A 24,326-nucleotide genomic window follows, 5' to 3' on the forward strand; every position below is an offset into this window, starting at 1 on the left:
AATGACTGATTACAATTTATAGACTTGCGGCATGGCGTATTCGTTATCGAGTACCGCTTGCGTTGGTTCATACAGACGAATGTGTAAATAAAAGTCATCTTTTGGTGCAGGAAGCCAGTTACACGTGTCGTCTGAAGGTTTCTCGAATTGGATGCAAATTGGCAAAGTTCCATTTGCCGCATACTTCAGTTCTTCTTTACGATTCGTTGAGATCGAGTAACGATCAATCTCATTGTCGACCATAAACAAGTTTTCAGCGTCATACATGGTTAGAGACCAAAAAGCGTTGGCTGGAGCATCGGCAGGCATCGTCATCTTGTATTTGTTCTCGCCACTTAATTGCACACCGTCGCTATCGGTATAGCGATTCGGGTAAAGAGCACGCTCAGGAACGTTGAGACCCGCGGCACGTAAGTTAATGCTTGCACGACTGAGGTAATCGTTGCCGTAAAGTCCCCCCTCAAACATCATTGACCAGCCGTTATTTGTCGTCCCAACACTGCGACCTGCATAGTGAATAATGGATTTAGCGGACTCAAGAGCTCTAATCAAACCGCGTTTTTGGTCTTCTGATAGAGCATCGGCATCAAAAGGGGCTTCACCACCGATACCGATATACTTAAACTGCTCCACCATGGATTGCGCTTCTGGCAATGGATTTTTACGCAACTCTCGGTCAATCATTGCATACCAAGCCAAACCTTCAGGAGTGGTCATCGGAGGAATTCGACCTTTGGCCTTAGTGAGTTTCATCGGCCCATGAGCTTTTCCTAGTTCGTCGATTGGATAACTGATGAAACGGTCGTGAACGTCGAGTGCAGCATCTTGATCCTTAGGACCGAATACGCCAGTTCGATGAATCAACCAGACCATTGGCGTTCGAGATCGTACAACGTGGTCAATCTCTGGTGGAATCTCACCCTGCCAATCTGCCTTCACCAATAAAACTTTGCTGCCTTCACTGCCAGTATTGCCTTCATAAAGGTCGGTGATAGAGTCTGAGTATGCATCTAACAGTTGAACAATGTAGTAGCGGTTTACTGTAGGTGGAATTTCAATCACCATTGGACCCGCTACGTCCAAGTCATAATGAGCTTGTGAGTACATAGTGTCGTTGTTGACGGTAGGGACAATGCGATCTTGCGGGCCAGACAACTGGCGGGTTTTCCCCATCTCATTGAGTGGAGCCATTGCATTGTCCATTGGCACAGAAACGGAGGTCGAAGTTTCTCTCACTGCTGCCACAGTCAACGGGCCTGCACCATATATAAAGGCTTGCAGGCCTAAGTTATAGGCGAGTTCTTCTTCAGGTGAGATGCGGGTTTCTGCCTGCGTAGGCAAACAGATAGAAGATAATAACGATAGTGTGAGTAACGATTTTTTCATGGCTAACCCTTCGTACATTGTTAAGATATGCAGACAAGGATAAAGCCCTTTGGCGTGCCAAAGAATCGAAGCGTTTTTATATCAATTATTAAAAATTTTAATAATCATCAAATATGTCTTTGCACTGGTCGAAAAGCCATTTGGTTAATGGGTTGGCGCGATTTCTTTGGTGGGTAAACTGAGCCACTTCACGATAACGTGCTTCATCGGTAAGCTCTGGCGGTAATGAAATAAATCTGAATCGACCTTTTAATCTTTCCATGTTGTATTTGGAAACGATACCGACGTAATCCGTTGTCTCAACCAATGACATCATCATGCTGAGATCGCTAGTGCGCACATTAATGTGCTTCATCAAACCCAGCTTTTTGATCATTTTTTCACTTCGAGAAGACTCAGTTTCACCATGAATTAAGTTGATACAAAGTGGGTACCTCAGCAAATCTTTTAAAGACTCGCCTTGTATAGGGTGATCAGGTCTCACGATTACCATAAACTCATCGACACCAATATCTCTTTGCATGATGTTTTTGTTGCTTTCCATCGGCAAGTAAGAGAAACCCCAACAGTTGGTTCTCAGTTCAATATCTCGCAATGCGTCAAAGCCCCACTGGTAACAATCTACTGTCACATTGGGAGCCAAGGAGGTTAATTTTTCAATAACTGGTACACCAAGAGTCGTCATTAGTTGAGGTGAAAAAATAAAGGTGTACTCACCACTAAGTGTCGTTATATCCCACGTACTATCATCAACATACAGCGCATCCATCTGATCCAATAATGCCGGCAACGTCCCTAAGATATCGAGACATCTAGACGTGGGTTCGAGCTTATTTTTATTGCGGATGAATAGTGGGTCATTGAACTGCTCTCGCAGTTTCTTGAGCATCACACTAATGGAAGGCTGACTTACGTGTAAACGTTTGGCTGCTGTAATAGTTTGCTGTTCTTCGCTAAGTACTAATAGTAGACGTAGTAGGTTGAGATCTTTGGTCATATCGTAGCTTAGTCCCTCTGGGTATAAGTGGTTAATCTATCATTTTTGGCTGTGGGACTGAGTTATACCATCAATAGAAACGTAAATAACGTGATATACGTTGTTAATGTCACCCCCAAAAATTTCCGTATTGGAATTTTAAATGCTAAAGGTTAGTGATATATACTTTATTAAAGCGATAACGCTGTTCCTCTAACTCATTTATGTCCAAATATGCTTTAGGACACTTAGGTTTGCCCAATCGCCGTAGAGCCAAATACAAAGAAGCCACTCAATCGAGTGGCTTCTTTGGCTTCAAGCGTATGTTTAAGCGTTCTGCTTTTGCATTTCTGCTTGTTGCTCTTCTTCTTCAACCAGAGCATCAACAATCACGGCACATGCGGCGTCACCTGTGATGTTTAGCGCGGTACGAATCATATCGAAGATACGGTCAAGAGCGAACAGAAGTGGTAGACCTTCGATTGGAATACCCGCTGCCAGCAGTACTGCAACTACTAGGAAAGACGGGCCAGGAACACCGGCTTGACCTACCGCACCCAGTGTTGAGGTAACGATGATGGCGATGTAAGCGCCCATGCCTAGGTCGATGTTGAATAGCTGGGCAAAGAAGATAGCGACCAAACCGTAGTAGATCGCGTTACCAGACATGTTGATGGTTGCGCCCAGAGGTAGAACAAACGATGCGGTTGAGTTTTTAACGCCCAAATCGTGTTCAACGGTATCCATAGTGACAGGTAGAGTCGCCATCGATGACGCGGTTGAAAGAGCAACCGCCTGAGGCTTTTTCATTGCGGTTAGGAACTTCTTCGCAGAGGTCTTAGTGAAAACGTGAACCATCAGCGGGTAAACAACGAAGCCGAAGATAAGGATCGCAGCAACGTAAACAACAAACAGTTTGAACACCACCATGAGTGCACCAAAACCGAAGGTGCCGACTGCTTCTGCCATCAGGCCAAATACACCGATTGGCGCAATAATCATAACCTTGTTGATCATCCAAACCATGGCATCAACAATGCAGTTCACCCCATTCATGATAGGCTCGCGACGCTCTTTGGCTTGCTTTGAAATCGCAATACCGAAGAACATACAGAACACTAGGATTTGTAGGATGTTAGCTTCATTCAGTGATTGGAAAACGTTGGTTGGGATCATACCAGTGATGGTTGCCCAGAAAGTTGGAAGTTCACCTTTTGAAGCGTATTCTGCAGAGAACATGCCTTCAACGCCTGAGACGTCGATGCCCATGCCTGGTTTAAATACTTCACCCATAAACAGCGCAAGTGCAACCGCAAGGGCAGAGGTTAGGCCGAAATAGCCAAGCGTTGTTAGACCAACCTTACCTGCTGATTGGCTATTGCCTAAGCCCGCAGCACCGGAGATCAGTGCGACTGCGACCAAAGGGATCACCAGCATTTTGATCAGGTTAATAAAGATGGCACCCAGTGGAGCGAACATAGTGGCTTCGTTGCCCATCATGGCACCAACGGCAGTACCGACGATCATCGCAATGACGACTTGAACGCCAATGTTGCTTAGTAAATTCTTTTCTTTTAACACTTCCATAACCTCTGTGCTAACTAAATTTAAATTCCTAGAATTACAAACCATCAAAAAGATCTGCAATGGATGATAATTCTGTCTAGCTTTGTACACGTAATTTTTACAATTGGCAATATACAGCCGGTAGGAATGGGGTTATTAATCGCGCTTTTATTGACGAGTGCTAATTTTTTGTCCATTAGCAAACGTTTGCCATTGAGCTAGGTAATGAATTAGCGCTGTCTAATTAACTATTTTCGTGCTAGCGATGAGGTGAGCTTTTCGATCGGATGTTAAAAAAAAGATCAGCTTCTTTAGTTGAATAAGAAGCTGATCTCATAGAAGTGCAGATGGCCAAAAACTTACTTGTGAGTGGCCGCCTTCATCGAAGATACAAAATTTTCCAGTTGATTTAACATTTGTGTTGGGTTGTCTAGGTTCTGTTCAATGATTTTAACCACAGCAGAGCCCGAAATCGCGCCAGCAGCACCTGATGCCAAAGCCTGTTTCACTTGCTCTGGTTGAGAGATACCAAAGCCAAGTAGCGCGGGAGGTGCATCAAACTGAGACAGTTTGTCGAGCATATCACCGACAGGCATGTTGGCTTTAGTCTCAGCGCCTGTAACTCCGGAACGCGACAGTAAATAGGTGTAGCCTTTGCCAAGTTGCGCTACTTGCTTCAATGTCTCGTCGCTCGCGGTTGGCGGCGCGATAAAAATGGGCTCTATCGCATACTTCTCGGCAGCCGCAACGAACTCGGCACTTTCATTGGTCGGAACATCGGCAATAAGCACAGAGTCGATTCCCGCTTCCGCGCAGCGTTGATAGAAGGCTTCTACCCCACGTGAATACACAAGGTTGGCGTACATAAGTAGCCCGATCGGCAGCTGTGGGTATTTGCTGCGAATTTTGGCGATTTGCTCGAAGCAGATGTCAGGTGTCGCGCCTGAGTCTAAGGCACGAATGTTGGCCCCCTGAATGGTTGGGCCATCGGCCAAAGGGTCGGAAAACGGAATGCCGAGTTCCAACGCATCGGCGCCCGCTTCCACTAAGGTTTCCATGATTTGATAGGAAAGCTCTGGGTTCGGGTCACATACCGTCACAAAGGGGACAAATGCGCCTTGGTTAGCCTGATTAAGGTGGGCAAACATCTTCTGATAACGACTCATTAGATCACTCCTTTTTCTTCTAAGATGGCATGCACGGTGAAGATGTCTTTGTCCCCACGACCTGACAGGTTGACCACCAATAATTGTTCTTTTTCTGGATTTTCACGTGCCATACGTAGTGCGTGGGCAAGCGCGTGAGAAGACTCGAGCGCAGGGATGATACCTTCACTTCTCGCCAGCTCTTGGAATGCATCCAAAGCTTCATCATCAGTCACGTTGTCGTACTCTGCGCGGCCAATCGCGTTCAAATGAGCATGTTGTGGCCCAACCGATGGGAAGTCTAATCCCGCCGATACAGAGTAAGACTCTTCAACTTGACCATAGGCATCTTGCATAAGCGGCGCTTTCATACCAAAGAAAATACCGGTTTTACCGTGTTTTAGCGGGGCGCCATGTTGATCGGTATCGATACCTTTGCCGGCGGGCTCAACGCCAATCAGACGTACGCTCTCTTCTTCAATAAAGTCAGCAAACATACCAATTGCGTTAGAGCCGCCACCGACACAAGCAATAACCGCATCTGGCAAACGGCCTTCGCGGGCAAGGATCTGATTTTTGGTTTCTTCACCAATCATACGTTGGAATTCGCGCACAATAGTTGGGAATGGATGAGGGCCTGCCGCAGTTCCGAGTAGGTAGTGCGCGTCTTCGTAGCTTCCAGACCAGTCACGAAGCGCTTCATTACAGGCATCTTTGAGTGTTGCAGAGCCTGAGTGAACTGGAATCACCTCGGCACCCATTAGCTTCATGCGGAACACGTTCGGGCTTTGGCGTTCGACGTCTTTGGCACCCATGTAGACGCGACATTTTAATCCCAGCAGTGCACAGGCTAGAGCGGTTGCGACGCCGTGTTGCCCAGCGCCGGTTTCGGCAATGATTTCCTCTTTGCCCATACGTTTGGCCAGTAGGGCCTGACCAAGTACTTGGTTAGTTTTGTGCGCGCCGCCGTGAAGTAAGTCTTCGCGCTTAAGGTACAACTTAGTCTTGGTGCCCTTGGTTAGATTACGCGTGAGTGTCAGGGCCGTTGGACGGCCAGCATATTCTTGCAGTAGCGACATAAATTCGCTGCGAAACTCTGGGTCTTGCTGCGCATCGATAAACGCTTGCTCTAACTGTTCGAGCGCAGGGACGAGGATCTGCGGTACGTATTGCCCGCCGTATTCGCCAAAGTAGGCGTCTAGTTTTGCCATGAGTAGATTCCCTTTAATTTGAGTCGGTCCGGTAACGTCGCACCGACGAAAATGGTTTAGTAGTCGCGAATCGCGTTGAACGCTTGCTTTAGTTTGTCAGCGTCTTTTCTGCCAGGAGAGCTCTCGACTCCGGAGTTGAGGTCGAGCCCTAGACAGCCTTGCTGCGCGGCTTTTTGCGCGTTAAATGGCGTAATACCACCGGCCAGCATCACTTTGGCTGGATCGCCAATCAAAGACCAATCAAACACCAATCCTGTTCCACCCACTTGCGCGCCGACTTTGGTATCGAGCAAGTGACGGTCAATGTGTTGAGTCAGTAGTGTCGGGGCTTGGTCGCTAACCCCATAGGCTTTCCAAATTTCAACTGTTGCCGTGAGTTTTGCCCGAAGCTCCTCAACGTAGGCTTGGTCTTCCGCGCCGTGCAGTTGCACCGCAGATAAACCAAGCTCTTCAACCGTCTCAATAATGGTTTCAACCGATTGATTTTGAAATACACCGACGTACTTAAGTGGTGCGCCGCTCATAGTGAGCCTCGCCGTCTCGCGTTCCACATAACGTGGCGACTGGGTAACAAAAATCAGCCCGCCAAAGACGGCACCCGATTGATAGGCCTTGGCGGCATCGTCAGGGTGGGTGAGCCCGCACACTTTATTCTCACCTAGCGTGACTTTGCGTACCGCTAGTTCAAGATTGTCTTCAGCCATTAACGAGCTGCCAATGAGGAAGCCATCAGCAAACTGTGCCAAATCGCGCACTTGCTGGTGGGTGTAAATTCCTGATTCAGAAATGATCACCGCGTCGGGAGCGCGCTCGCGTAGTAATGGTGCTAATGCTTTGGTGCGATTGAGGTCAGTCGACAGGTCGCGCAAGTTTCGATTATTGATCCCGATGACTTTGGCGCCCAGAGTCACCGCTCGGTCAAGCTCTTGCTCATTGCTGACCTCAGTCAATACGCCCATTTCTAAAGAGTGAGCAACCTGCGCAAGCTCTCGATATTGAGCATCGTCCAGCACGGATAACATCAATAAGATCGCATCTGCGCCGTAGTGACGAGCGAGATAGACCTGATAGGTATCAACCATAAAATCTTTGCACAAAATAGGTTGTCGAGTTTGCTTCTTAACTTGGGGCAGAAAATCGAAGCTGCCTTGGAAGTACTTTTCATCGGTGAGAACCGAAATCGCGTCAGCGTGCTGGTTGTAGACTGAGGCGATGTAGTCTAAGTCAAAGTCATCACGAATCAGACCTTTAGAAGGCGAGGCTTTTTTGCATTCAGTGATAAAAACCGTGTTGCTCTGTTGCAGCGCTTGATAGAAGCTGCGCTCCGCCGCAGCCAGCGAGGCCTGGAATGATTCCAGCGGCTGGCTCTGCTTGCGCTGTTCAACCCATTGATACTTGTCGCGCACGATTTTCGCCAGAACCTCGGCCATCTCGGCTTCTTTTACAGAGATATGTTCGGACAATTTCTCTTTTAACTGAGTCATGTTTACTACCTTGTGTTTCTGTGCGTTAGGCATGAGCGGCTAACTGTTGGACCAATTGATACGCTTTGCCTGAGTTCATTGCCTCTATGGCTTGCTGGGTATTCGCTTTGAGATCCTCATGACCAAACAGGCGCATCAGCAGTGCAACGTTGACCGCGACCGCGCCTAATTGTGCGTCGGTACCCTTACCGGTCAGAATGTTGGTAATGATGGCTTTATTCTCTTCTGGAGAGCCGCCCTTAATCGCTTCGAGCGGATGCGTGGCAACGCCAAAATCGTCGGGAGTAAGCGTGTACTCGTGAATTTGACCATCTTTGATCTCCGCAACCGTGGTTTCACCGTGAATCGCCACTTCATCGAGTCCACTACCGTGGACCACGGCTGCGCGTTTCATTCCCATCTGTAACATGGTTTCGGCAATAGGGCGAACCAATTCTTCGCTGTAAACGCCCATCAGTTCAATATTCGGCTTCGCTGGGTTAATCAGCGGCCCTAAAATGTTAAAAATGGTGCGTGTTTTCATGGTTTGACGCACTGGCATCGCATGTTTCACTCCGAGGTGATACTGGGGAGCAAACAGGAAAGCCACACCGAGCTTGTCGACCGCCGAGCGGGTATCTTCAGCGCTCATCGCGAGGTTAATGCCAAAAGAGTCAAGCAGATCCGAACTGCCCGATTTGCTCGAAACGCTGCGGTTGCCGTGTTTGGCGACTTTGAGTCCACAAGCGGCAGCGACGAAGGCGGCCGTTGTGGAAATGTTGATGGTATCGTGGCCGTCGCCACCGGTGCCGACAATGTCAGCAAAGTCATAGTCTGGACGAGGAAACGGCTTGGCATTGGCTAGCAATGCTTTGGCTGCGCCTGCGATTTCTTGTGGTGTTTCCCCTTTGATCTTAAGGGCGGTCAGTGCCGACGCCATCAAGATTGGGTCTAATTCACCACGAATAATGGTGTCAAACAGTTGCTGACTCTCTTGCTGAGTCAATGACGCTTGGTTGTAAAGTTTATTGATGATCTGTTCCATGACACGACTCCTTATTGTGGTGGGGTTTCAAGCGCCCAATCGATCGCATTTGCGAGTAGGGTAGCGCCATAGGTGGTCATAATTGATTCTGGGTGAAACTGAAAACCGCATACGCGATCTTGCTCTTGCACCACGGACATCACCAGTCCATCAACTTCAGCGGTGACACTAAGCGCTGGTGGGACTTGGGTTGCGACCAATGAGTGATAGCGAGCGATCGCTAATGGTGACGGTAAGTTGGCATAGGTTGGATGGTTTTGATGCGCCATCATCGATACTTTGCCGTGAACGATATCGCCAGCGCCAGCGACTGTACCGCCATAGGCTTCAACAATGGCTTGGTGGCCGAGGCAAATACCAATCATAGGTACTTTACCGCGCAGGCGAGCGATGATCTCTGGCATTGAGCCTGCTTCAGACGGTGCGCCTGGGCCAGGTGATAACAAAACAACTGGGTTGTCTAGTTGGTTGACCTCGGATTCGATTTTCTCTGCGGCAATGCTGTTGCGATAAATCGTGACCTGATGGCCCAAAGAGCGAAATTGGTCAACCAGGTTGTAGGTAAACGAATCAAAATTGTCGATAAAGATAATGTTGGCCATCTCTGCGTTACTCCTTGTGCGCGGTTTGAATCGCAGAGATGACAGCCTGCGCTTTTCCGCGGGTCTCATCGGCTTCTGCTTGAGGATCTGAGTCAAATACCACCCCGGCGCCAGCTTGAACTTGGGCAATGCCGTTTTCTACATACGCAGAGCGAATAACGATACAGGTATCGAGTGTGCCTTCACCGGTCAAGTAACCGACAGCGCCGCCATAGCTGCCGCGGCGAGCACCTTCGACATCACGAATCAGCTGCATCGCACGGATTTTTGGAGCGCCAGTCAAAGTCCCCATATTCATACAGGCTTGATAGGCATGTAGTGCGTCTAAATCTGGACGCAATTGCCCGACCACGCGTGAGACCAAATGCATCACATGGCTGTAGCGGTCAACTTTGAGCAGGTCCGCGACATGACGAGTGCCTGCTTGCGAGATACGTGCGACATCGTTTCGCGCTAGATCGACCAGCATCATGTGCTCGGCGTTCTCTTTTTTATCACTGCGCAGCTCAAGTTCAATACGACTGTCTAAGTCGAAATCTATCTCTCCGTTGGCGCGTTTGCCACGGCGGCGGGTACCGGCAATCGGATAGATCTCCACTTGGTTGGTTTGGGTTTCGTATTTCAATGCACTTTCTGGTGATGCCCCAAATAGGGTGAACAGCTCGTCTTGCATGTAAAACATATAAGGGCTTGGGTTGCTGCGCTTGAGCTCTTTGTAGGCAGCAAGCGGAGAAGGGCAAGCTAAGGTAAAGCGACGAGAGGGCACTACTTGGAACACGTCGCCTTTAACCACGTATTGCTTTAAGTCGCGAACAATCTGGCAGAAGTCTTGATCTGAGACGCTCGGCGTGACCTTAAGATCGGCTGCTGAGTGCGCATTGGGCAACGCTTTGAGTTTGGCACACTGGCGGCGAATATCCTCGATTCGAGTCTGCAAATGTGCTTTTTGCGCGTTGTCGCCAAATAAAGTGGCTTGCAGTTCACATGATTGGGTTTGATGGTCCACAACAAGCAGGGTTTCCGCCACATAAAAGACGTAGTCGGGGCATTGATTGCTTATCTTTGCATCGCCAAGCGGTTCAAAGTTGGCGACTAAGTCATAAGCAAACAGACCGCCGATGAACAGTGCATGCTTGTGCAGATTGCTCAGATCAAAGCTATGTTGAATCAGGCGCAGCGCATCGAATGTTGAGGCTTCGCGTAGTCGAGAATCTTCGTCTAGGCTATCGCAAGGAGGGTTGAAGCGTAGCTCTAATGCGTTGCAATCAAAACTGTGCTCCACGGATGCGTCAATGTTGGTGCTGATGTGGCTAAGTAGCTTGCGACCATTATCCGTCAGCGCTGTCATTGTGACTTGGTGCCTTTGACAAACGATGCGCACCGCAGAGTCGACAATCAGCAAACTTTTTAAGTCTTGCTTTGAATCGATTTCCGCTGACTCAAGCAACAAGCTGTCCGTTTTGTTTTCACATAAGGTGTGAAATAACTGGGTTGGATCCTGCGCGTAGGGAGCGTCTGTTCTAAGCAACTCAATCTTGCCTAGTGTTTTGATTTTAATGGCCTTGTTCACAAGACCTCCTTCTAAATATCGTTGTGCTTCCTTGTAACCCCATACTCGCACAAAGCGTTGATTCTCCCAATCAGGTTTTGGTCAAAAATGACCATTGTTTAATCAACGAGGTGTGAGGAAGCCTGCAAAACAAAAAAGCCCGCTTGAGCAGCGGGCTTTTAAACATGAATTCTAGTCATTAAAAGTACACGTTAGCCCACCAAGAACTTGTCCAAGTGCGCCACCAAGCAAGGTTTGCTGCTGCATGATTTGCGTCATGAGCAACAACTTTTACTTTATGCACTTGGTTAATGTCTTGTAACATAGTGAGCCTTACATTCAGGTACTTCGTATTTGTGTACTAGTTAACTAGTGCAGGGGTAAAAAGTCAACTAAAAAAACTAAAATTATGCGAATTGATTTACACAGCCATACCACAGCTTCTGATGGCCGACTCTCCCCCGAGGCGCTGATTGACCGTGCGCTGAGTTTTAACCTCGAGGTGCTGGCGATCACCGATCATGATAGTGTCGATGGCTTACCCCGAGCGCATCAATACATTCGCGACAATCAGCTACCGATTACCCTAATTAATGGCATTGAAATCTCGACGGTGTGGAACAACAAAGACATCCATATTGTTGGACTTAACGTCGACCCAGATTCAGCTGCATTGCAACAATTGATTGAGCAACAAAAGCAGCATCGTGTGTCTCGGGCTGAGCTCATTGCTCACCGATTACAAAAGGCTACTCGTGAAGGGGTGCTGGACGAGGTAAAACAGATTGCTGGAGAGGCACCCATCACACGGGCACACTTTGCCAAATGGTTAGTTGATAACGGCTACGCTAAGACCATGCAGCAGGTGTTTAAAAAGTACTTAACTCGCAATAACCCAGGTTATGTTCCCCCTACTTGGTGCTCTATTGACGATGCGATTGATGCGATTCATGCGGCTGGAGGACAAGCCGTATTGGCCCATCCAGGACGCTACGACCTTACCGCTAAGTGGATCAAACGTTTGCTCAGTGCTTTTGCCGAAGCGGGTGGGGATGCAATGGAAGTTGCGCAGCCACAACAAGGGCAACAAGAAAGACGCAACTTGGCCGATTATGCTATACAATACAAACTATTAGCCTCTCAAGGCAGTGACTTTCATTATCCGTCACCTTGGATGGAGCTAGGAAGAAATTTGTGGTTACCAGCAGGTGTCGAACCGGTATGGAAAGATTGGGGTATTGAGCCTTGTACATCGGACTCCATCAATACCATTTAACTATAGAGTCGTGAGACTCGATAATGAGGAATGACAATGAGCCAGTTTTTTTACGTTCATCCAGAAAACCCCCAGGCTCGCTTGATCAGTCAGGCTGTGGCAATCATTCGTAACGGTGGGGTGGTCGTTTATCCCACCGACTCAGGCTACGCCCTTGGTTGCCAGCTTGAAAACAAGCAAGCGTTGGAACGCATCTGCCAGATTCGCCGACTTGACGATAAACATAACTTTACTTTGTTATGCCGTGACTTGTCGGAGCTTTCTCTTTACGCGCGCGTTGATAACGTGGCGTTTCGTCTATTGAAAAATAATACGCCAGGCCCTTACACCTTCATTTTTAAAGGCACTAAAGAGGTGCCGCGCCGTTTGATGAACAGCAAGCGTAAAACCATCGGGATTCGTGTCCCTGACAATCGAATTGCTCTCGATTTACTCGAGGCACTGGGTGAGCCGTTGATGTCGACCTCGCTCATTTTGCCAGGCAGTCAAGTAACGGAGTCAGATCCGGAAGATATTCGCGACAAACTGGAACATGCGGTGGATTGTATTCTCAACGGTGGGTATCTGGGTGAGCAGCCGACCACAGTGGTCGATTTCAGCGATGGAGACCCTGTGATTGCGCGCATTGGTCAAGGCGATCCGACTCCTTTCGAGTAAGCGAAAGTTCGTGATTTTCTCCACACTTTTTGCGATAATGTGCGGCCGCGATTTTGGGTCGCACTTGTTTATTCGACGTCTGAGAAGACGACACATAGGTAGATAAATGAACGAAAAACTACAGAAAGTATTGGCTCGAGCTGGTCATGGCTCTCGACGCGAACTAGAAGCTTTGATTAAAGCGGGTCGCGTGAGTGTTAACGGTGTTGTGGCTAAGCTTGGTGAACGACTAGAAGATGAAAATGCAGTCGTACGTATCGATGGTCATGTGGTTTCTGCCAAAGCGCAGGAAGAGGTGATCTGTCGAGTACTGGCGTACTACAAGCCGGAAGGCGAACTGTGTACTCGTCATGACCCAGAAGGTCGTCGCACTGTATTTGACCGTCTGCCTAAGATCCGAGGCTCGCGCTGGATTTCCGTCGGCCGTCTGGATGCTAACACCTCTGGCTTGTTGCTGTTTACCACTGATGGTGAGCTAGCGAACCGACTGATGCACCCAAGTCGTCAAGTCGAACGTGAGTATCTGGTACGCGTGTTTGGCGAAGTGACTGAACAGAAAGTGAAGAACTTGGTTCGCGGTGTAGAGCTAGAAGACGGCATGGCGCGTTTTGAAGACGTCGTTTATGCGGGTGGTGATGGCATGAACCACACCTTCTATGTGGCGATCAATGAAGGTCGTAACCGTGAAGTTCGTCGTTTGTGGGAGTCTCAAGATACCACAGTGAGCCGTTTGAAGCGTGTTCGCTACGGGGATATCTATCTAGACAAAAAACTACCACGCGGTGGTTGGATGGAGCTTACGCTTAAAGAGGTCAACTACTTGCGCGAGTTGGTCGAGTTGCGCCCTGAAAAACAAACCTTATTGGACGAAAGCAAAGCGAACTCATCACGCAAGCGTGAACGTTCACGTAGCCAGAAAATCCGCCGGGCGGTGAAACGCCATGAAGAGCGCGTAAACAGTGGTGGCCGTAGTAATAACCCGTCGCGCCGCAAGCCTAACAAGAGCGCGGGTCAACAAAACTCAAGAAGTAAGCAGAGATAATTCTGCTAATGGTACAAGCTTCAAAAAGCAGCGATGAACTCGCTGCTTTTTTTATGCTTTTTGTTCGAGTTGGCGCATCTTTGTTGAACAAGATATAAAATTGATAGGTAGCGCAAAACATTCATCGGCCAAATTGGTAAGCTACGGTTTTCGCACTACAATCATGCAATGGAGGCACTGATTGACGGATATGAAACAATTTGATTCATACAGCGATAGGTAGGGACACCCGCATTAAATGGCTTTCATCAAGAAAAATATTTGGCTAGCGTTTTACTTTATCACTTTCGTCTGGACGTTAGCGTCTACAGTCGCCGCTTATCTGTCTTATCAGAGCTCCTATCAAGATGTGACCAGCGCACAAGTTAACTTAACTAAGTTGACCGCCAACGCTTTTGACGCGTCACTCACGCAATACCGCACTATCTTAAACTTGGTTGGAACAGACCTGCTGCGTTTCGATGTTGAAGCGGACACCGAGCACACGCGACAACTGCTTGACTCGACGGTCAGTTTGGACAAGTCAATTCTTGCGGTGGAGCTGTATCATCTTGATGGTCGCCCCATCACCAGCTCTACGTCGAACAATGCGAGTCGTATAAACAACCCTCTTTATCGCCCACAAACACGGGATAGCTTCCAGCAAACGTTGAAGACCAATAAAACCGTCATTGGACGTACCTATTATAAAAGTACTCTCGGTGAACTGATTATTCCGTTTCGTAAACAAATGTATGACCAAAACGGTAATCCGAAGTTTGTGTTGTCGATTCTGGTCTCGTTGAAAGAAGGTTTCGAATACTTCTACGCCTACCGCGATCAAGGCTTTGGCAGTGACTTTGATATCTATCTTTACCGCGAAGAAGATAGGTTTTATCAGATTGCGCCTAAAGATAAGATCTATCAAGCGAACAGCTATCGCTACCAACTGCGTCAATCTGAAGTGGATTTGAGTGTTGCGCGGCTCGAGAAAAAGTCTGGCCTCGATTATGAGCAGATTAAGTTGAACAGTGACATAGTGGTTAATCAGTTAGAAAACCCTAAACGCAAAACAATCGGGGCGGCGACCTATATTGATAGCTATAAACTGTGGGTCGTGAGTGAAATTAACAAAAGCATGGTGATTGACAGTTTTCTTGCTAAGTTACCAGTTATCGTTGGTTTATACATCGTTGCCAATAGCGTTATGTTCTTACTGTTTCGAAGTATTGCACATAACGAGCGACGCAAGCAGCAAGAGTTGAGCTATCAAGCCAACCACGACTATCTTACTGGCATCGCCAACCGATTCTGTTTGGAGCATCACCTCTCAGAGCTCAGTCGCAGTAAGAGTTTCAGCATGATCCTGCTTAATGTCGACAGCTTTAAGTTGGTCAACGACAACTTTGGTAATCAGGCGGGGGACGCGGTGCTGAAAAGCATTGCCAAACGCCTGCACCAGTTCGCCACCGAGGAAGCACGGTTGTTTCGCTCGGGCGGTGACGAATTTACCATAGTGACTCACCTGACTGATCCGCAAGCACTGACGGAACTATGTCGAGGCGCCAGTGAGACCTTTATCGAGCCGTTTTACTATCGTGGTGCCGAGATTGCGCTTGAATGCACCATCAGTGTTGCAACCAGTGAAGAGTGCGATTGGGACATTGAATCGGTCAAACGCAATGTGGGCTTGGCGATGCACTATGCCAAACAGACGCGCAGCAAGCTCACTTTCTATCAAGCTCGTTTCCTTGAGCAATACATCGAGCAACATCGCATTGAGCTGGAACTGAAACAGGCGATTCAGCGTGGTGAACTGTCGATGGCTTATCAGCCACAAATTAATACTCAAGGCGAGTTAAAAGGTGTGGAAGCCTTGGTTCGCTGGCACAGTACAGAGCTTGGGTTTGTGCCGCCTGACAAGTTCATCCATGTGGCGGAAAACTGTGGTTACATGCCTATTTTAGGCGATTTTATCTTAAGCCAAACACTCATAGATATGGCGCAGTTAACGGAGAAAACCGGTGCGCAGTTGGATGTGGCGATTAACGTCTCTGTGAAACAGTTACAGGATTACGATTTTGTTGAAACGGTAAAATCAGAGCTGAGCAAACATCAATTTGATCCGCATAATCTGATCTTAGAAGTCACGGAGAGTGTGTTTGCGGAAGACGTCGATAAGTTGGTAATGCTACTTAATGATTTGAAAAAGCACGCCATTCGAATCTCGCTGGACGACTTTGGTACCGGGTACTCTTCGTTAAGCTTGCTAAAACACCTGCCCATCTGTGAAGTGAAGATAGACAAAAGCTTTGTTTCAGACATGCTAAGTAGTGATAAATCTTATTCTATGCTGGCTGGCGTGATCAGTTTGGCTAAGCGATTAAACATGAAAACGGTCGCGGAAGGGGTAGAGTCGGCAGAAGAAGTGGCGGTATTGCGCCAACTAGGCTGCGACATGTTTCAAGGCTATCACTTTGCCAAGCCAATGAGCTTGGATGCGCTGTGTGATTTTGTAGAGCAGCAACAAACGGTATGACGTCGGCAATCAATAGTTACCGACGTCTTTTGTTTAAAGGTTAGGGGGTTAAAGGGTCTGGGTTAATTGGAAGTAGCGACCTTGCTTGTCAAGCAACGCCTGATGGCTACCACACTCAACCACTTGCCCTTGCTCGAGAAGACAAATAGTGTCCATCTGATCGAGGTTCACCAAACGGTGAGTTATAAAGATCACGGTCTTTCCGACAAAATGCTGCTCAAACAGCGCCATTATTTGCTGCTCAGTTTGTTTGTCCAGACCTTCTGTCGGTTCGTCCAGCAGCAGGATAGGCGCATTGTGCAGCAGAGCGCGGGCAATACCAATCCGACGTTTTTCGCCTCCAGAAAGCTGTCGACCGCCATCGCCTAGCCAAGCATCCAGTCCGTCATCATCGGCTAGTTTCTCCAAACCCACCTTAGTGAGTATTTCAACCAAGGTTTGGTCTTGTGCTTGAGGGCTTGCCATCAACAGATTATCGCGCAAGGTACCATTGAGAATATCGACCCGTTGGCTAACGACGCTGATCGCTTGGCGCAGTTGAGATTCACTCCACTGTTGCAAAGGTTTACCGGCTATTTGAACTTGCCCTTGATCCACGTCCCAATAGCGATTGAGCAGCTGGATCAAGGTCGATTTACCTGAGCCAGTTTGACCAACAATCGCAACACGATGCTGAGCAGGAATGTGCAAGTCTATTTGTTTGAGTACCGGCGCGTTTGTTTCAGGGTAGCTGAACGATACGGACTGGTAGTCAATGGTGTAATTTGCATCGTGCACCACATCTTGCGCTGGGAAAGTGACCTCAGGCTCCGCTAGTGTGATCTCATTGAGTCGACGGGCAGAGGTCAGTGTCTGCCCTAAGTGTTGGAATGCACCCGCGATAGGCATCAGCAGTTCCACACTCGCCATGGTGGCAAAGACTACTAGGGCCACCATAGGATCCGGTGGGTTACCACCAACACCGTCTGCCGCGACCCACAACATCAGCACCAGAGTCCAGCCATTCGCGAGTAGCAACAGCGCTTGCGCCAGACCCGAGAAGTGCGCATTGAAAAGCTGATTTTTTAGCAGATGCTGTTGTGCGTTGAAGATCAGATAACGATAGCGTTTTTCGGCGCCAAATAGCGTCAATTCACTGTAACCTTGCAACCAATCCAGAGTGGCAATTCTGAGCTGAGCGCGGTTGTGGGTCAGATCTTGGCCGTTGTTTTTACCAAGCTTGTAAAACACGATTGGCCATGTCAGTAGTAACGCCAACAACACAGCGCCCAGTATCAACCCCAACTGGAGATCAAACCAACTAACCAAAGCGGTCAATCCAAGGATGCCCAGTGTCCCCACTACCATAGGGCTAACTAGACGCAGGTATACATGGTCCATCGCATCGATGTCGGCGACCAAGCGATTGAGTAGGTCGGCATCGCGCAAATTGGATACTCGACCCGGGATAAGCGGAGCGAGTTTGGCAAAAAAGAAGGTACGCAGGTCGGTGAGCAGTTTAAAGGTAGCGTTGTGGCTGACTACGCGCTCGCCCCAACGTCCAGCGGTACGTCCCATTGCAAAACCGCGCACAAATGCGCCTGGCAGCATGTAATTAAAGGTCTCACGGGCAATGGTTAAACCTGCCACCGCAGCCGCTGATAAAAACCAACCAGAAAGCGTGAGCAGCCCAATCGATGCGGCGACAGTAAGAAACGCCAGCAACATACCGAGCGATAGCCCGAACCAATGTTTTTTGTAAAGTTTGAGGTAGGGAAGAAGGTCACGCATCAAGATTCCCCTTATTAGCTTGATTGATGGCATGACTGGATGCCAGCATATGTTTGAACAGGCCTTCTTGTTGAGCCAGTGAGTCAAAGCTGCCTTGTTGTACCAACTGACCATCTTGCATGACCAAGATTTGGTCGACGTTTTGCAGCGGCGTGAGTTGATGAGTCACCATCAATGCGGTTTTGTTAGCAATTTGCTGTTCTAACCCTTGCATCACCAATTGTTCGCTACGAGCATCTAAGCTGGCGGTCGGCTCATCCAGTAACCAGAATTGACCACCTTGAATCATGGCCCGAGCAAGGGCTAGACGTTGCGCTTGCCCAACCGATAAGCCTCCAGAGCGGTCACTGATGGTGTAGTCTAGGCCGTGCTTGTCAACAAACTCTGCAGCAAAGGACTCTTTGAGAGCGTGTTGGATTTGCTGTTCATCGACCTTTGGTTTACCGAGCGTCACGTTGTCGCGAATGGTCCCATGCAGGAGGAGCGGATTTTGCCCCACCCAACTGATATGGCGTCGCCAATCATCTAGGTCGAGCTCGCGCCTTTCGACACCATTAATCTTGAGTGACCCTTGGTAGGGAAGAAATCCGAGTAACGCGTTCACTAAGCTGGTTTTGCCAGCGCCACTAGGCCCAACGAGCGCAGTGGTTTGAGTTGGATGCAGAGTAAAGCTGATTGGCCCTACCAAGGTTTTGCCCTGTGGAGATAAAACCATCAGATCATTGGCCTCGATTCGAATCGATGGCTCGCCAGGCAGAGGCTCTTGACCATTCCCTACCGTGGCAACGTCGGTCTCTAGGAAATCAACGATACTTTCAGCAGCACCCACCGCTTGTTGCTTAGCGTGATAAAAGGTACCCAGGTCGCGCAGCGGCTGATAAAACTCTGGAGCCAATACCAGAATGAACAAGCCGGAAAACAGCGTAACGCCTAGCCCGTAGTCACCAAAATTGAGTTCGCCGATAAAAGCGAAGCCAAAATAGACGGCGGTTAGCGCAATCGAAATAGAGGTAAAGAACTCGAGAACCGCAGAAGAGAGAAACGCTATTTTCAACACGTCCATAGTACGCGTGCGAAATACCTCTGAGGCACCACGCATCACTTCTGTTTCTGCCTGAGTGCGATCAAAAAGCCGAATGGTGGTCATTGCCTGCAAGCGGTCATAAAAGTGACCAGACAAGCGTTGCAGGGCTTTGAAATTTTTGCGGTTTGCGTCGGCGGCTTTCATGCCAACCAAAGCCATAAACAAAGGAACCAAAGGCGCGGTCAGCAAGAAGATTAGGCCAGCAGCCCAGTTAACCGGGAACACCACAATAAGAATCACGAACGGGATCAACACCGACAGAGACATCTGCGGCAAATAGCGAGCGAAAAAGTCTTGCATGTCTTCCACTTGTTCGAGCAACAGTGTTGCCCAAGCGCCAGCGGGTTTGCCTTTGATGTATGCGGGCCCAAGCTCGCGCAGTTTGTCGAAGATAAGCTGACGAATATAGACACGGACTTGTTCACCACAGCGATAGCCAGCGATTTCTCTGCCCCAAGAGCACAAAGCGCGCAATGCGATGACGACGGCCAAACCGACAAAGTGCATGACTAACTGCGACTTGTCGACCTGTTCAATGATTAACTGGTGCAAAATTGTGGCCAGCAAAGCTGCTTGAGCCAGAAGAAAGAGGCTAGAGAGTACGCCAAGGCCTACCGCAATCATAAGCCAGCGTTTAGCGAGCTTACTTTGCTGTTTAAGCCACAAATTCAAGCTGCGTTGTTTCTTTTTGTCCATCGTGAAGGCTTAATGAGAATTATTATTACGAATTTGAGTCGCGCATTATACAAAAGAAAGCCCCGCGGGCATACCGCAGGGCTGTAAGGATTTGAGCTAAAAATGGAAAATATTATTTAGCGTCTGCTAGTGCGTCTAGGTAACGCTCTGCATCCAATGCGGCCATACAACCAGTGCCGGCAGAAGTGATCGCTTGGCGATAGTTATGATCCATCACATCACCAGCGGCAAAGATGCCAGGTACACTGGTTTGGGTCGCATTACCTTCGAGGCCAGATTGAACCACAATGTAGCCATCTTTCATCTCTAACTGACCCTCAAACATGGAAGTATTCGGCTGATGACCGATGGCGATAAACACACCCATAACATCGACTTGCTCAATGGCGTCTGATTGAGTGTCTTTAATGCGCACACCGGTAACGCCCATGTCATCGCCAACCACCTCTTCTAGGGTGCGATCAGTGTGCAAAACGATGTTGCCGCTTTCGACTTTGTCCATCAGGCGTTTGACCAAAATCTTCTCTGCGCGGAAGCTATCGCGACGGTGGATGAGGTGAACCTCAGAGGCAATATTGGAAAGATAAAGCGCTTCTTCGACAGCGGTGTTACCGCCACCGACGACAGCGACTTTCTGGTTACGATAGAAAAAGCCGTCACAGGTTGCACAAGCTGACACACCGCGCCCTTTGAACGCCTCTTCTGATTCTAACCCTAGATACTTGGCTGATGCGCCAGTTGAGATGATTAATGCATCACAAGTGTATTCGCCGTTATCACCTTTTAAACGGAATGGACGTTGGCTGAAATCGACCTGATTTATGTGGTCAAACAAAATCTCGGTCTCAAAACGTTCAGCATGCTCCTTCATCCGATCCATCAACGCAGGTCCGGTTAAGCCTTCAGGATCGCCAGGCCAGTTTTCCACCTCTGTGGTAGTGGTCAATTGACCGCCTTGTTGCATTCCTGTGACAAGAACGGGTTTCAGGTTGGCGCGAGCTGCATAAACTGCGGCAGTGTAACCCGCAGGGCCCGAGCCAAGAATAAGAAGGTTGCTATGTTTTACGTCGCTCATTTGTGCTCCATTAGCGATGACGCTTACTGAGTGTTTTGTCTCGATTGTAGGGAATATAGTCGTGCTTTGAAAGAGTTAGCATCGGAGAAAGCTGTAATAATTGGTTATAGATTAGAACAGATGTTCAACGGAGTGAAGCCAAGGTGGCGCGGTTAACATTATGAATTCAATAGCGAAGAAAAAGCGCGCTAGTGAAGTTGTCTGATATTTTTATGTCACCAACCTTTAATTTGGTCTGTATAACTATAAAATCAACCCAATGTAGTTATATGTGTTGATTTGTAAATTATGATAGATGTAGATGCTAAAAAAAGTTGATCTTGCGATATAAGTGCGCAGATAATGATTGTGAACAAGATGTTAATTTATTTGTAGGTATGTACATTCATTAAGGAGATGATGATGTTACATCAGCGTGAAACCACACTTCAGCTAACCAAACTTAGCGACGATGCCATTGCTCAACTAGCCCCAACTTTTTCTAAGTTGCCACACACTGAGCATGCCGATGGTCAGTATCGTTTACGTCGTTACTCGGTGGTGACATTAAAAGATGGAAAAGTCATTGATTTGAATAAGAATGAGTTTATGCAGACCGATGACATCAACCGCTTCCAAGGCAATGTCGTGCGTCAGTTTGAACCTATAGAGCAGTCGACGCTAGACAGCGAAGGGATGCGTGAAATGTGTCAGTTGTTCGCGGCCTCCAATAATCTCTTCGATGGACATGAGATCGAAATTCACCAAATCCGCATTGCCGCTGTCTACGATGAAACCCAAGTGGCGCCAGAAGGCGTGCACCAAGACGGTTTTGAGCACATCGCCCTAGTAGGAATGGGGCGTCACAACATTGAGGGTGGCGATATCATGCTCTACAACAGCTTCAACGAAGCGCCATTTTTTAGAAAGGTGTTGCAAAGTGGCGAAGTCGCGATGCTCGCGGACAACAAGCTTTGGCACAACGCTCAACCAATCCGCTCAGTGATTGAAGGTGAGCAAGGCCATATGGACGTATTTGTACTGACTGCGAAGGATGCTGTGAATGAGCTTCACTCCTAATTTAGCCCGAGCGCAATTTAGCGCGCTCGGCCAAACCCATAATGATCTGCCGGTGGTGTTTCTTGATGGGCCAGGGGGATCGCAAGTACCGCAATCAGTGCTAGATGCGATGCAGGGCTACCTTGGCTACTTCAACTCAAATTTAGGCGGTCACTATTTTTCTAGCCAGCACACGACCGCGTTAATGACTCAAGCGCGCGAACACGCTGCCGCTCTGTTGAATGCAGAATCGAGCGACAACATAGTGTTTGGCGCAAACATGACCTCTTTGACGTTCCAACTTAGCCGAGCTATCAGTCGAGATTGGCAGGTGGGCGATGAAGTGATTGTGACCGCACTGGATCACTATTCCAATGTGTCCAGTTGGCAACAAGCTGCTGAAGACAAAGGTGCAGTTGTTCATCAAGCTCGGGTCGATGAGCAGGATTGCAGTCTCGACATGGAACACTTGCTGTCATTGATCAACGCCAAAACTAAGCTGGTGGCGCTGACGTATGCCTCCAACACCACGGGCTCTGTGGTTGACATCAAACGCGTGATTCAAGCTGCGCATCAAGTTGGCGCTATGGTGTATGTCGATGCGGTGCATTATGCTCCTCATCACTTGGTCGATGTACAAGCACTGGGCTGTGATTTCCTCGCCTGCTCAGCGTACAAGTTCTTCGGACCGCACGTTGGCATCGCCTATGTGGCGCCCAAGTGGTTGCAAACGCTGCGTCCGTATAAAGTCGAGCCGGCCACCGACAACGGCCCTGGTCGTTTTGAAACGGGGACGCAAAGTTTTGAAGGCTTAGCGGGTGTCGTCGCCGCGGTTAAATACTTGGCACAGTGGGGATCAAGTCAATCTTCATTGCGTGAGCGACTGGTTGAGTCCTATCGTTGTTACAATCAACATGAATCAGCCATCAGTGAGCGATTCCTATCACGATTGTCGCAGCTCGATGGGGTACGCTTATTGGGTAAAACGGAGGCTGACGTCGCGCAGCGCACACCGACGTTTGCACTGACGTTTGATCATCATTCCCCTGAAGAGGTGGCGCGCCGCTTAGGCGAGCGCAACATCTGTGTCTGGAATGGCCACTTCTATGCGTTAGGTTTAGTTCGCCAACTGAAACTCGAGCAATCAGGTGGTGTGGTTCGAATCGGCTTTATGCACTACAACACATTGGATGAAGTGGATATCTTATTTGATGAACTGAAGGCCATTTTGGCTCAGTAATACTCTGACCTAACAACGAAAAAGGACCTCGATTGAGGTCCTTTCCATTTTATGCGCTCACTTCAACTTCGTAAGATGTGAACTTACGAATGTTGATAACCCCAGTATCAAAGATCATGTACTGACCTTTAATTCCCTGCAATACGCCGGTTACTTGCGGGTTTTTGTCAAAGTTGTGCGAGGTGATCTTAGTTGGGTGCTGCTGTACCGGATACTGAATCGAAACTGTGTCCGCGTTGAGTACTTCGATCGCATCTTGGCCAAATTCTTGTCTAATTTGCTCAATCTTATCGCTCACCAGCGGCAGCAATTCAGCAAAACGCGCTGCTAAGTCGATAGGTTCGCCATCGCCTTTTAGTAACGTGCGCCAATTGGTTTTGTCGGCAATATGTTTCGCCAACTCGACTTCAATTAACCCGGAAATATGGCGAGTTTTGACTTTGAAGATCGGCAAGCCTTGCGTGGCCCCTTGGTCAATCCAACGTGTTGGGATTTGAGAGTGACGAGTAATACCCACTTTTAAGCTCGATGTGTTAGATAGATAGACATAGTGGTCAACCATACAGTTCTCTTCGCCCCACTGCGGCTCGCGACAGGTGCCTTGGTCATAGTGGCAAGTTTCCGGCTTCATAATACACATGTCGCAACTGGCGAGTTTCTTCATACAAACAAAACAGTGTCCTTGTGAGTAACTCTTCTTGGTTTTCTTGCCACATGAGCTGCAAAAAATGTTGCCGGTGTGGGTCAAAGTGAGTGATTGACCGATAAAAGATGTGAGGTCGACAGATTGCTCTCCGACTGGAAGTTGATAGATGACGTTGGCATCCAATGTCGCACGCATTTTATCTAGCGTACCTTTAGCGATTACAGACATGACTTTGCTCTTATGTTGTTCGGTCGATAGCCGATTTGTTGTTGGGTTGATTGTAACAACTTTGCGTTTAACCATCTAAGAAAAACAAACCATAGCGCAGTGACAACAAGTCG

At 48.4% G+C, this 24,326-nt stretch carries 20 protein-coding genes and 1 other annotated feature; of the genes, 6 read left to right on the forward strand and 14 right to left on the reverse strand.

Annotated features, from left to right (window positions below; translation table 11 throughout):
* Positions 1-9: 9 nt before the first annotated feature.
* The 10 genes from MTO69_RS05460 to MTO69_RS05505 form a co-directional block, all read right to left on the reverse strand.
* Positions 10-1,386, reverse strand: a complete 1,377-nt coding sequence (locus MTO69_RS05460) for a DUF1254 domain-containing protein (protein ID WP_248331846.1) — start codon at positions 1,384-1,386, stop codon at positions 10-12.
* A 97-nt stretch (positions 1,387-1,483) separates the two neighbouring features.
* Positions 1,484-2,383, reverse strand: a complete 900-nt coding sequence (locus tag MTO69_RS05465; protein ID WP_248331848.1) for a LysR family transcriptional regulator — start codon at positions 2,381-2,383, stop codon at positions 1,484-1,486.
* Between the two features lie 306 nt (positions 2,384-2,689).
* Entirely contained in the window at positions 2,690-3,949 is a 1,260-nt protein-coding gene (locus tag MTO69_RS05470; RefSeq protein ID WP_248331850.1) for a dicarboxylate/amino acid:cation symporter, read from the reverse strand.
* 338 nt (positions 3,950-4,287) lie between these two features.
* The gene (gene trpA, locus MTO69_RS05475) at positions 4,288-5,094 is read right to left on the reverse strand and encodes a tryptophan synthase subunit alpha (RefSeq protein ID WP_248331852.1); all 807 of its coding nucleotides are present in this window, start codon (positions 5,092-5,094) and stop codon (positions 4,288-4,290) included.
* Entirely contained in the window at positions 5,094-6,284 is a 1,191-nt protein-coding gene (gene trpB, locus MTO69_RS05480) for a tryptophan synthase subunit beta (RefSeq protein ID WP_248331854.1), read from the reverse strand. The genes trpA and trpB overlap by 1 nt, the downstream gene beginning before the upstream one ends.
* Positions 6,285-6,340: 56 nt before the next feature.
* Positions 6,341-7,768, reverse strand: coding sequence for a bifunctional indole-3-glycerol-phosphate synthase TrpC/phosphoribosylanthranilate isomerase TrpF (gene trpCF, locus MTO69_RS05485; protein WP_248331856.1), 1,428 nt, complete (start codon positions 7,766-7,768; stop codon positions 6,341-6,343).
* Positions 7,769-7,793: 25 nt separating this feature from the next.
* Complete coding sequence (trpD, locus tag MTO69_RS05490) at positions 7,794-8,792, reverse strand: anthranilate phosphoribosyltransferase (RefSeq protein ID WP_248331858.1); 999 nt, start codon at positions 8,790-8,792, stop codon at positions 7,794-7,796.
* Between the two features lie 11 nt (positions 8,793-8,803).
* Complete coding sequence (locus MTO69_RS05495) at positions 8,804-9,394, reverse strand: aminodeoxychorismate/anthranilate synthase component II (RefSeq protein ID WP_248331860.1); 591 nt, start codon at positions 9,392-9,394, stop codon at positions 8,804-8,806.
* 7 nt (positions 9,395-9,401) lie between these two features.
* The gene (locus MTO69_RS05500; protein WP_248331862.1) at positions 9,402-10,964 is read right to left on the reverse strand and encodes an anthranilate synthase component 1; all 1,563 of its coding nucleotides are present in this window, start codon (positions 10,962-10,964) and stop codon (positions 9,402-9,404) included.
* 129 nt (positions 10,965-11,093) lie between these two features.
* Positions 11,094-11,196 (reverse strand) — a sequence feature (Trp leader region).
* A complete protein-coding gene (locus tag MTO69_RS05505; protein ID WP_248331864.1) occupies positions 11,143-11,268 on the reverse strand; it encodes a Trp operon leader peptide in 126 nt (41 codons plus the stop codon). It overlaps the preceding feature by 54 nt.
* An 84-nt stretch (positions 11,269-11,352) precedes the next feature.
* Here MTO69_RS05505 and rnm point away from each other — a divergent pair, with 84 nt between their 5' ends.
* From rnm to MTO69_RS05525, 4 genes are all read left to right on the forward strand, one after another.
* Complete coding sequence (rnm, locus tag MTO69_RS05510; protein ID WP_248331866.1) at positions 11,353-12,219, forward strand: RNase RNM; 867 nt, start codon at positions 11,353-11,355, stop codon at positions 12,217-12,219.
* Positions 12,220-12,255: 36 nt separating this feature from the next.
* Complete coding sequence (locus MTO69_RS05515; RefSeq protein ID WP_248331868.1) at positions 12,256-12,876, forward strand: L-threonylcarbamoyladenylate synthase; 621 nt, start codon at positions 12,256-12,258, stop codon at positions 12,874-12,876.
* Between the two features lie 106 nt (positions 12,877-12,982).
* A complete protein-coding gene (gene rluB, locus MTO69_RS05520; RefSeq protein ID WP_248331870.1) occupies positions 12,983-13,918 on the forward strand; it encodes a 23S rRNA pseudouridine(2605) synthase RluB in 936 nt (311 codons plus the stop codon).
* A 238-nt stretch (positions 13,919-14,156) separates the two neighbouring features.
* On the forward strand, positions 14,157-16,436 hold the full coding sequence (locus tag MTO69_RS05525) for a bifunctional diguanylate cyclase/phosphodiesterase (protein WP_248331872.1): 2,280 nt from the start codon (positions 14,157-14,159) through the stop codon (positions 16,434-16,436).
* A gap of 48 nt (positions 16,437-16,484) precedes the next feature.
* Here MTO69_RS05525 and cydC read toward each other — a convergent pair whose 3' ends face one another.
* From cydC to trxB, 3 genes are all read right to left on the reverse strand, one after another.
* Positions 16,485-18,206 (reverse strand): heme ABC transporter ATP-binding protein/permease CydC, encoded by a 1,722-nt coding sequence (gene cydC / locus MTO69_RS05530; RefSeq protein ID WP_248331874.1) that lies wholly within the window; start codon positions 18,204-18,206, stop codon positions 16,485-16,487.
* Complete coding sequence (cydD, locus tag MTO69_RS05535) at positions 18,199-19,986, reverse strand: heme ABC transporter permease/ATP-binding protein CydD (protein ID WP_248331876.1); 1,788 nt, start codon at positions 19,984-19,986, stop codon at positions 18,199-18,201. Before cydD ends, cydC begins: the two co-directional genes overlap by 8 nt.
* 112 nt (positions 19,987-20,098) lie before the next feature.
* Positions 20,099-21,061, reverse strand: coding sequence for a thioredoxin-disulfide reductase (trxB, locus tag MTO69_RS05540; RefSeq protein WP_248331878.1), 963 nt, complete (start codon positions 21,059-21,061; stop codon positions 20,099-20,101).
* 402 nt (positions 21,062-21,463) lie between these two features.
* On the opposite strand from trxB, the gene MTO69_RS05545 reads away from it, so the two are divergent.
* Both MTO69_RS05545 and MTO69_RS05550 read left to right on the forward strand, forming a co-directional pair.
* On the forward strand, positions 21,464-22,120 hold the full coding sequence (locus MTO69_RS05545) for a 2OG-Fe dioxygenase family protein (protein ID WP_248334423.1): 657 nt from the start codon (positions 21,464-21,466) through the stop codon (positions 22,118-22,120).
* Positions 22,104-23,339 carry a cysteine desulfurase-like protein gene (locus MTO69_RS05550; RefSeq protein WP_248331880.1) on the forward strand — a complete coding sequence of 412 codons (1,236 nt, stop codon included), beginning with the start codon at positions 22,104-22,106 and terminating at the stop codon, positions 23,337-23,339. The genes MTO69_RS05545 and MTO69_RS05550 overlap by 17 nt, the downstream gene beginning before the upstream one ends.
* 49 nt (positions 23,340-23,388) lie before the next feature.
* On the opposite strand, the gene MTO69_RS05555 is transcribed toward MTO69_RS05550, so the two are convergent.
* Positions 23,389-24,213: a DUF2797 domain-containing protein gene (locus tag MTO69_RS05555; RefSeq protein ID WP_248331882.1), complete on the reverse strand. Its 825-nt coding sequence runs from the start codon at positions 24,211-24,213 to the stop codon at positions 23,389-23,391.
* Between the last annotated feature and the right edge of the window lie 113 nt (positions 24,214-24,326).

The sequence above is a fragment of the Vibrio sinaloensis genome (assembly GCF_023195835.1).
GTDB lineage: Bacteria > Pseudomonadota > Gammaproteobacteria > Enterobacterales > Vibrionaceae > Vibrio > Vibrio sinaloensis_C.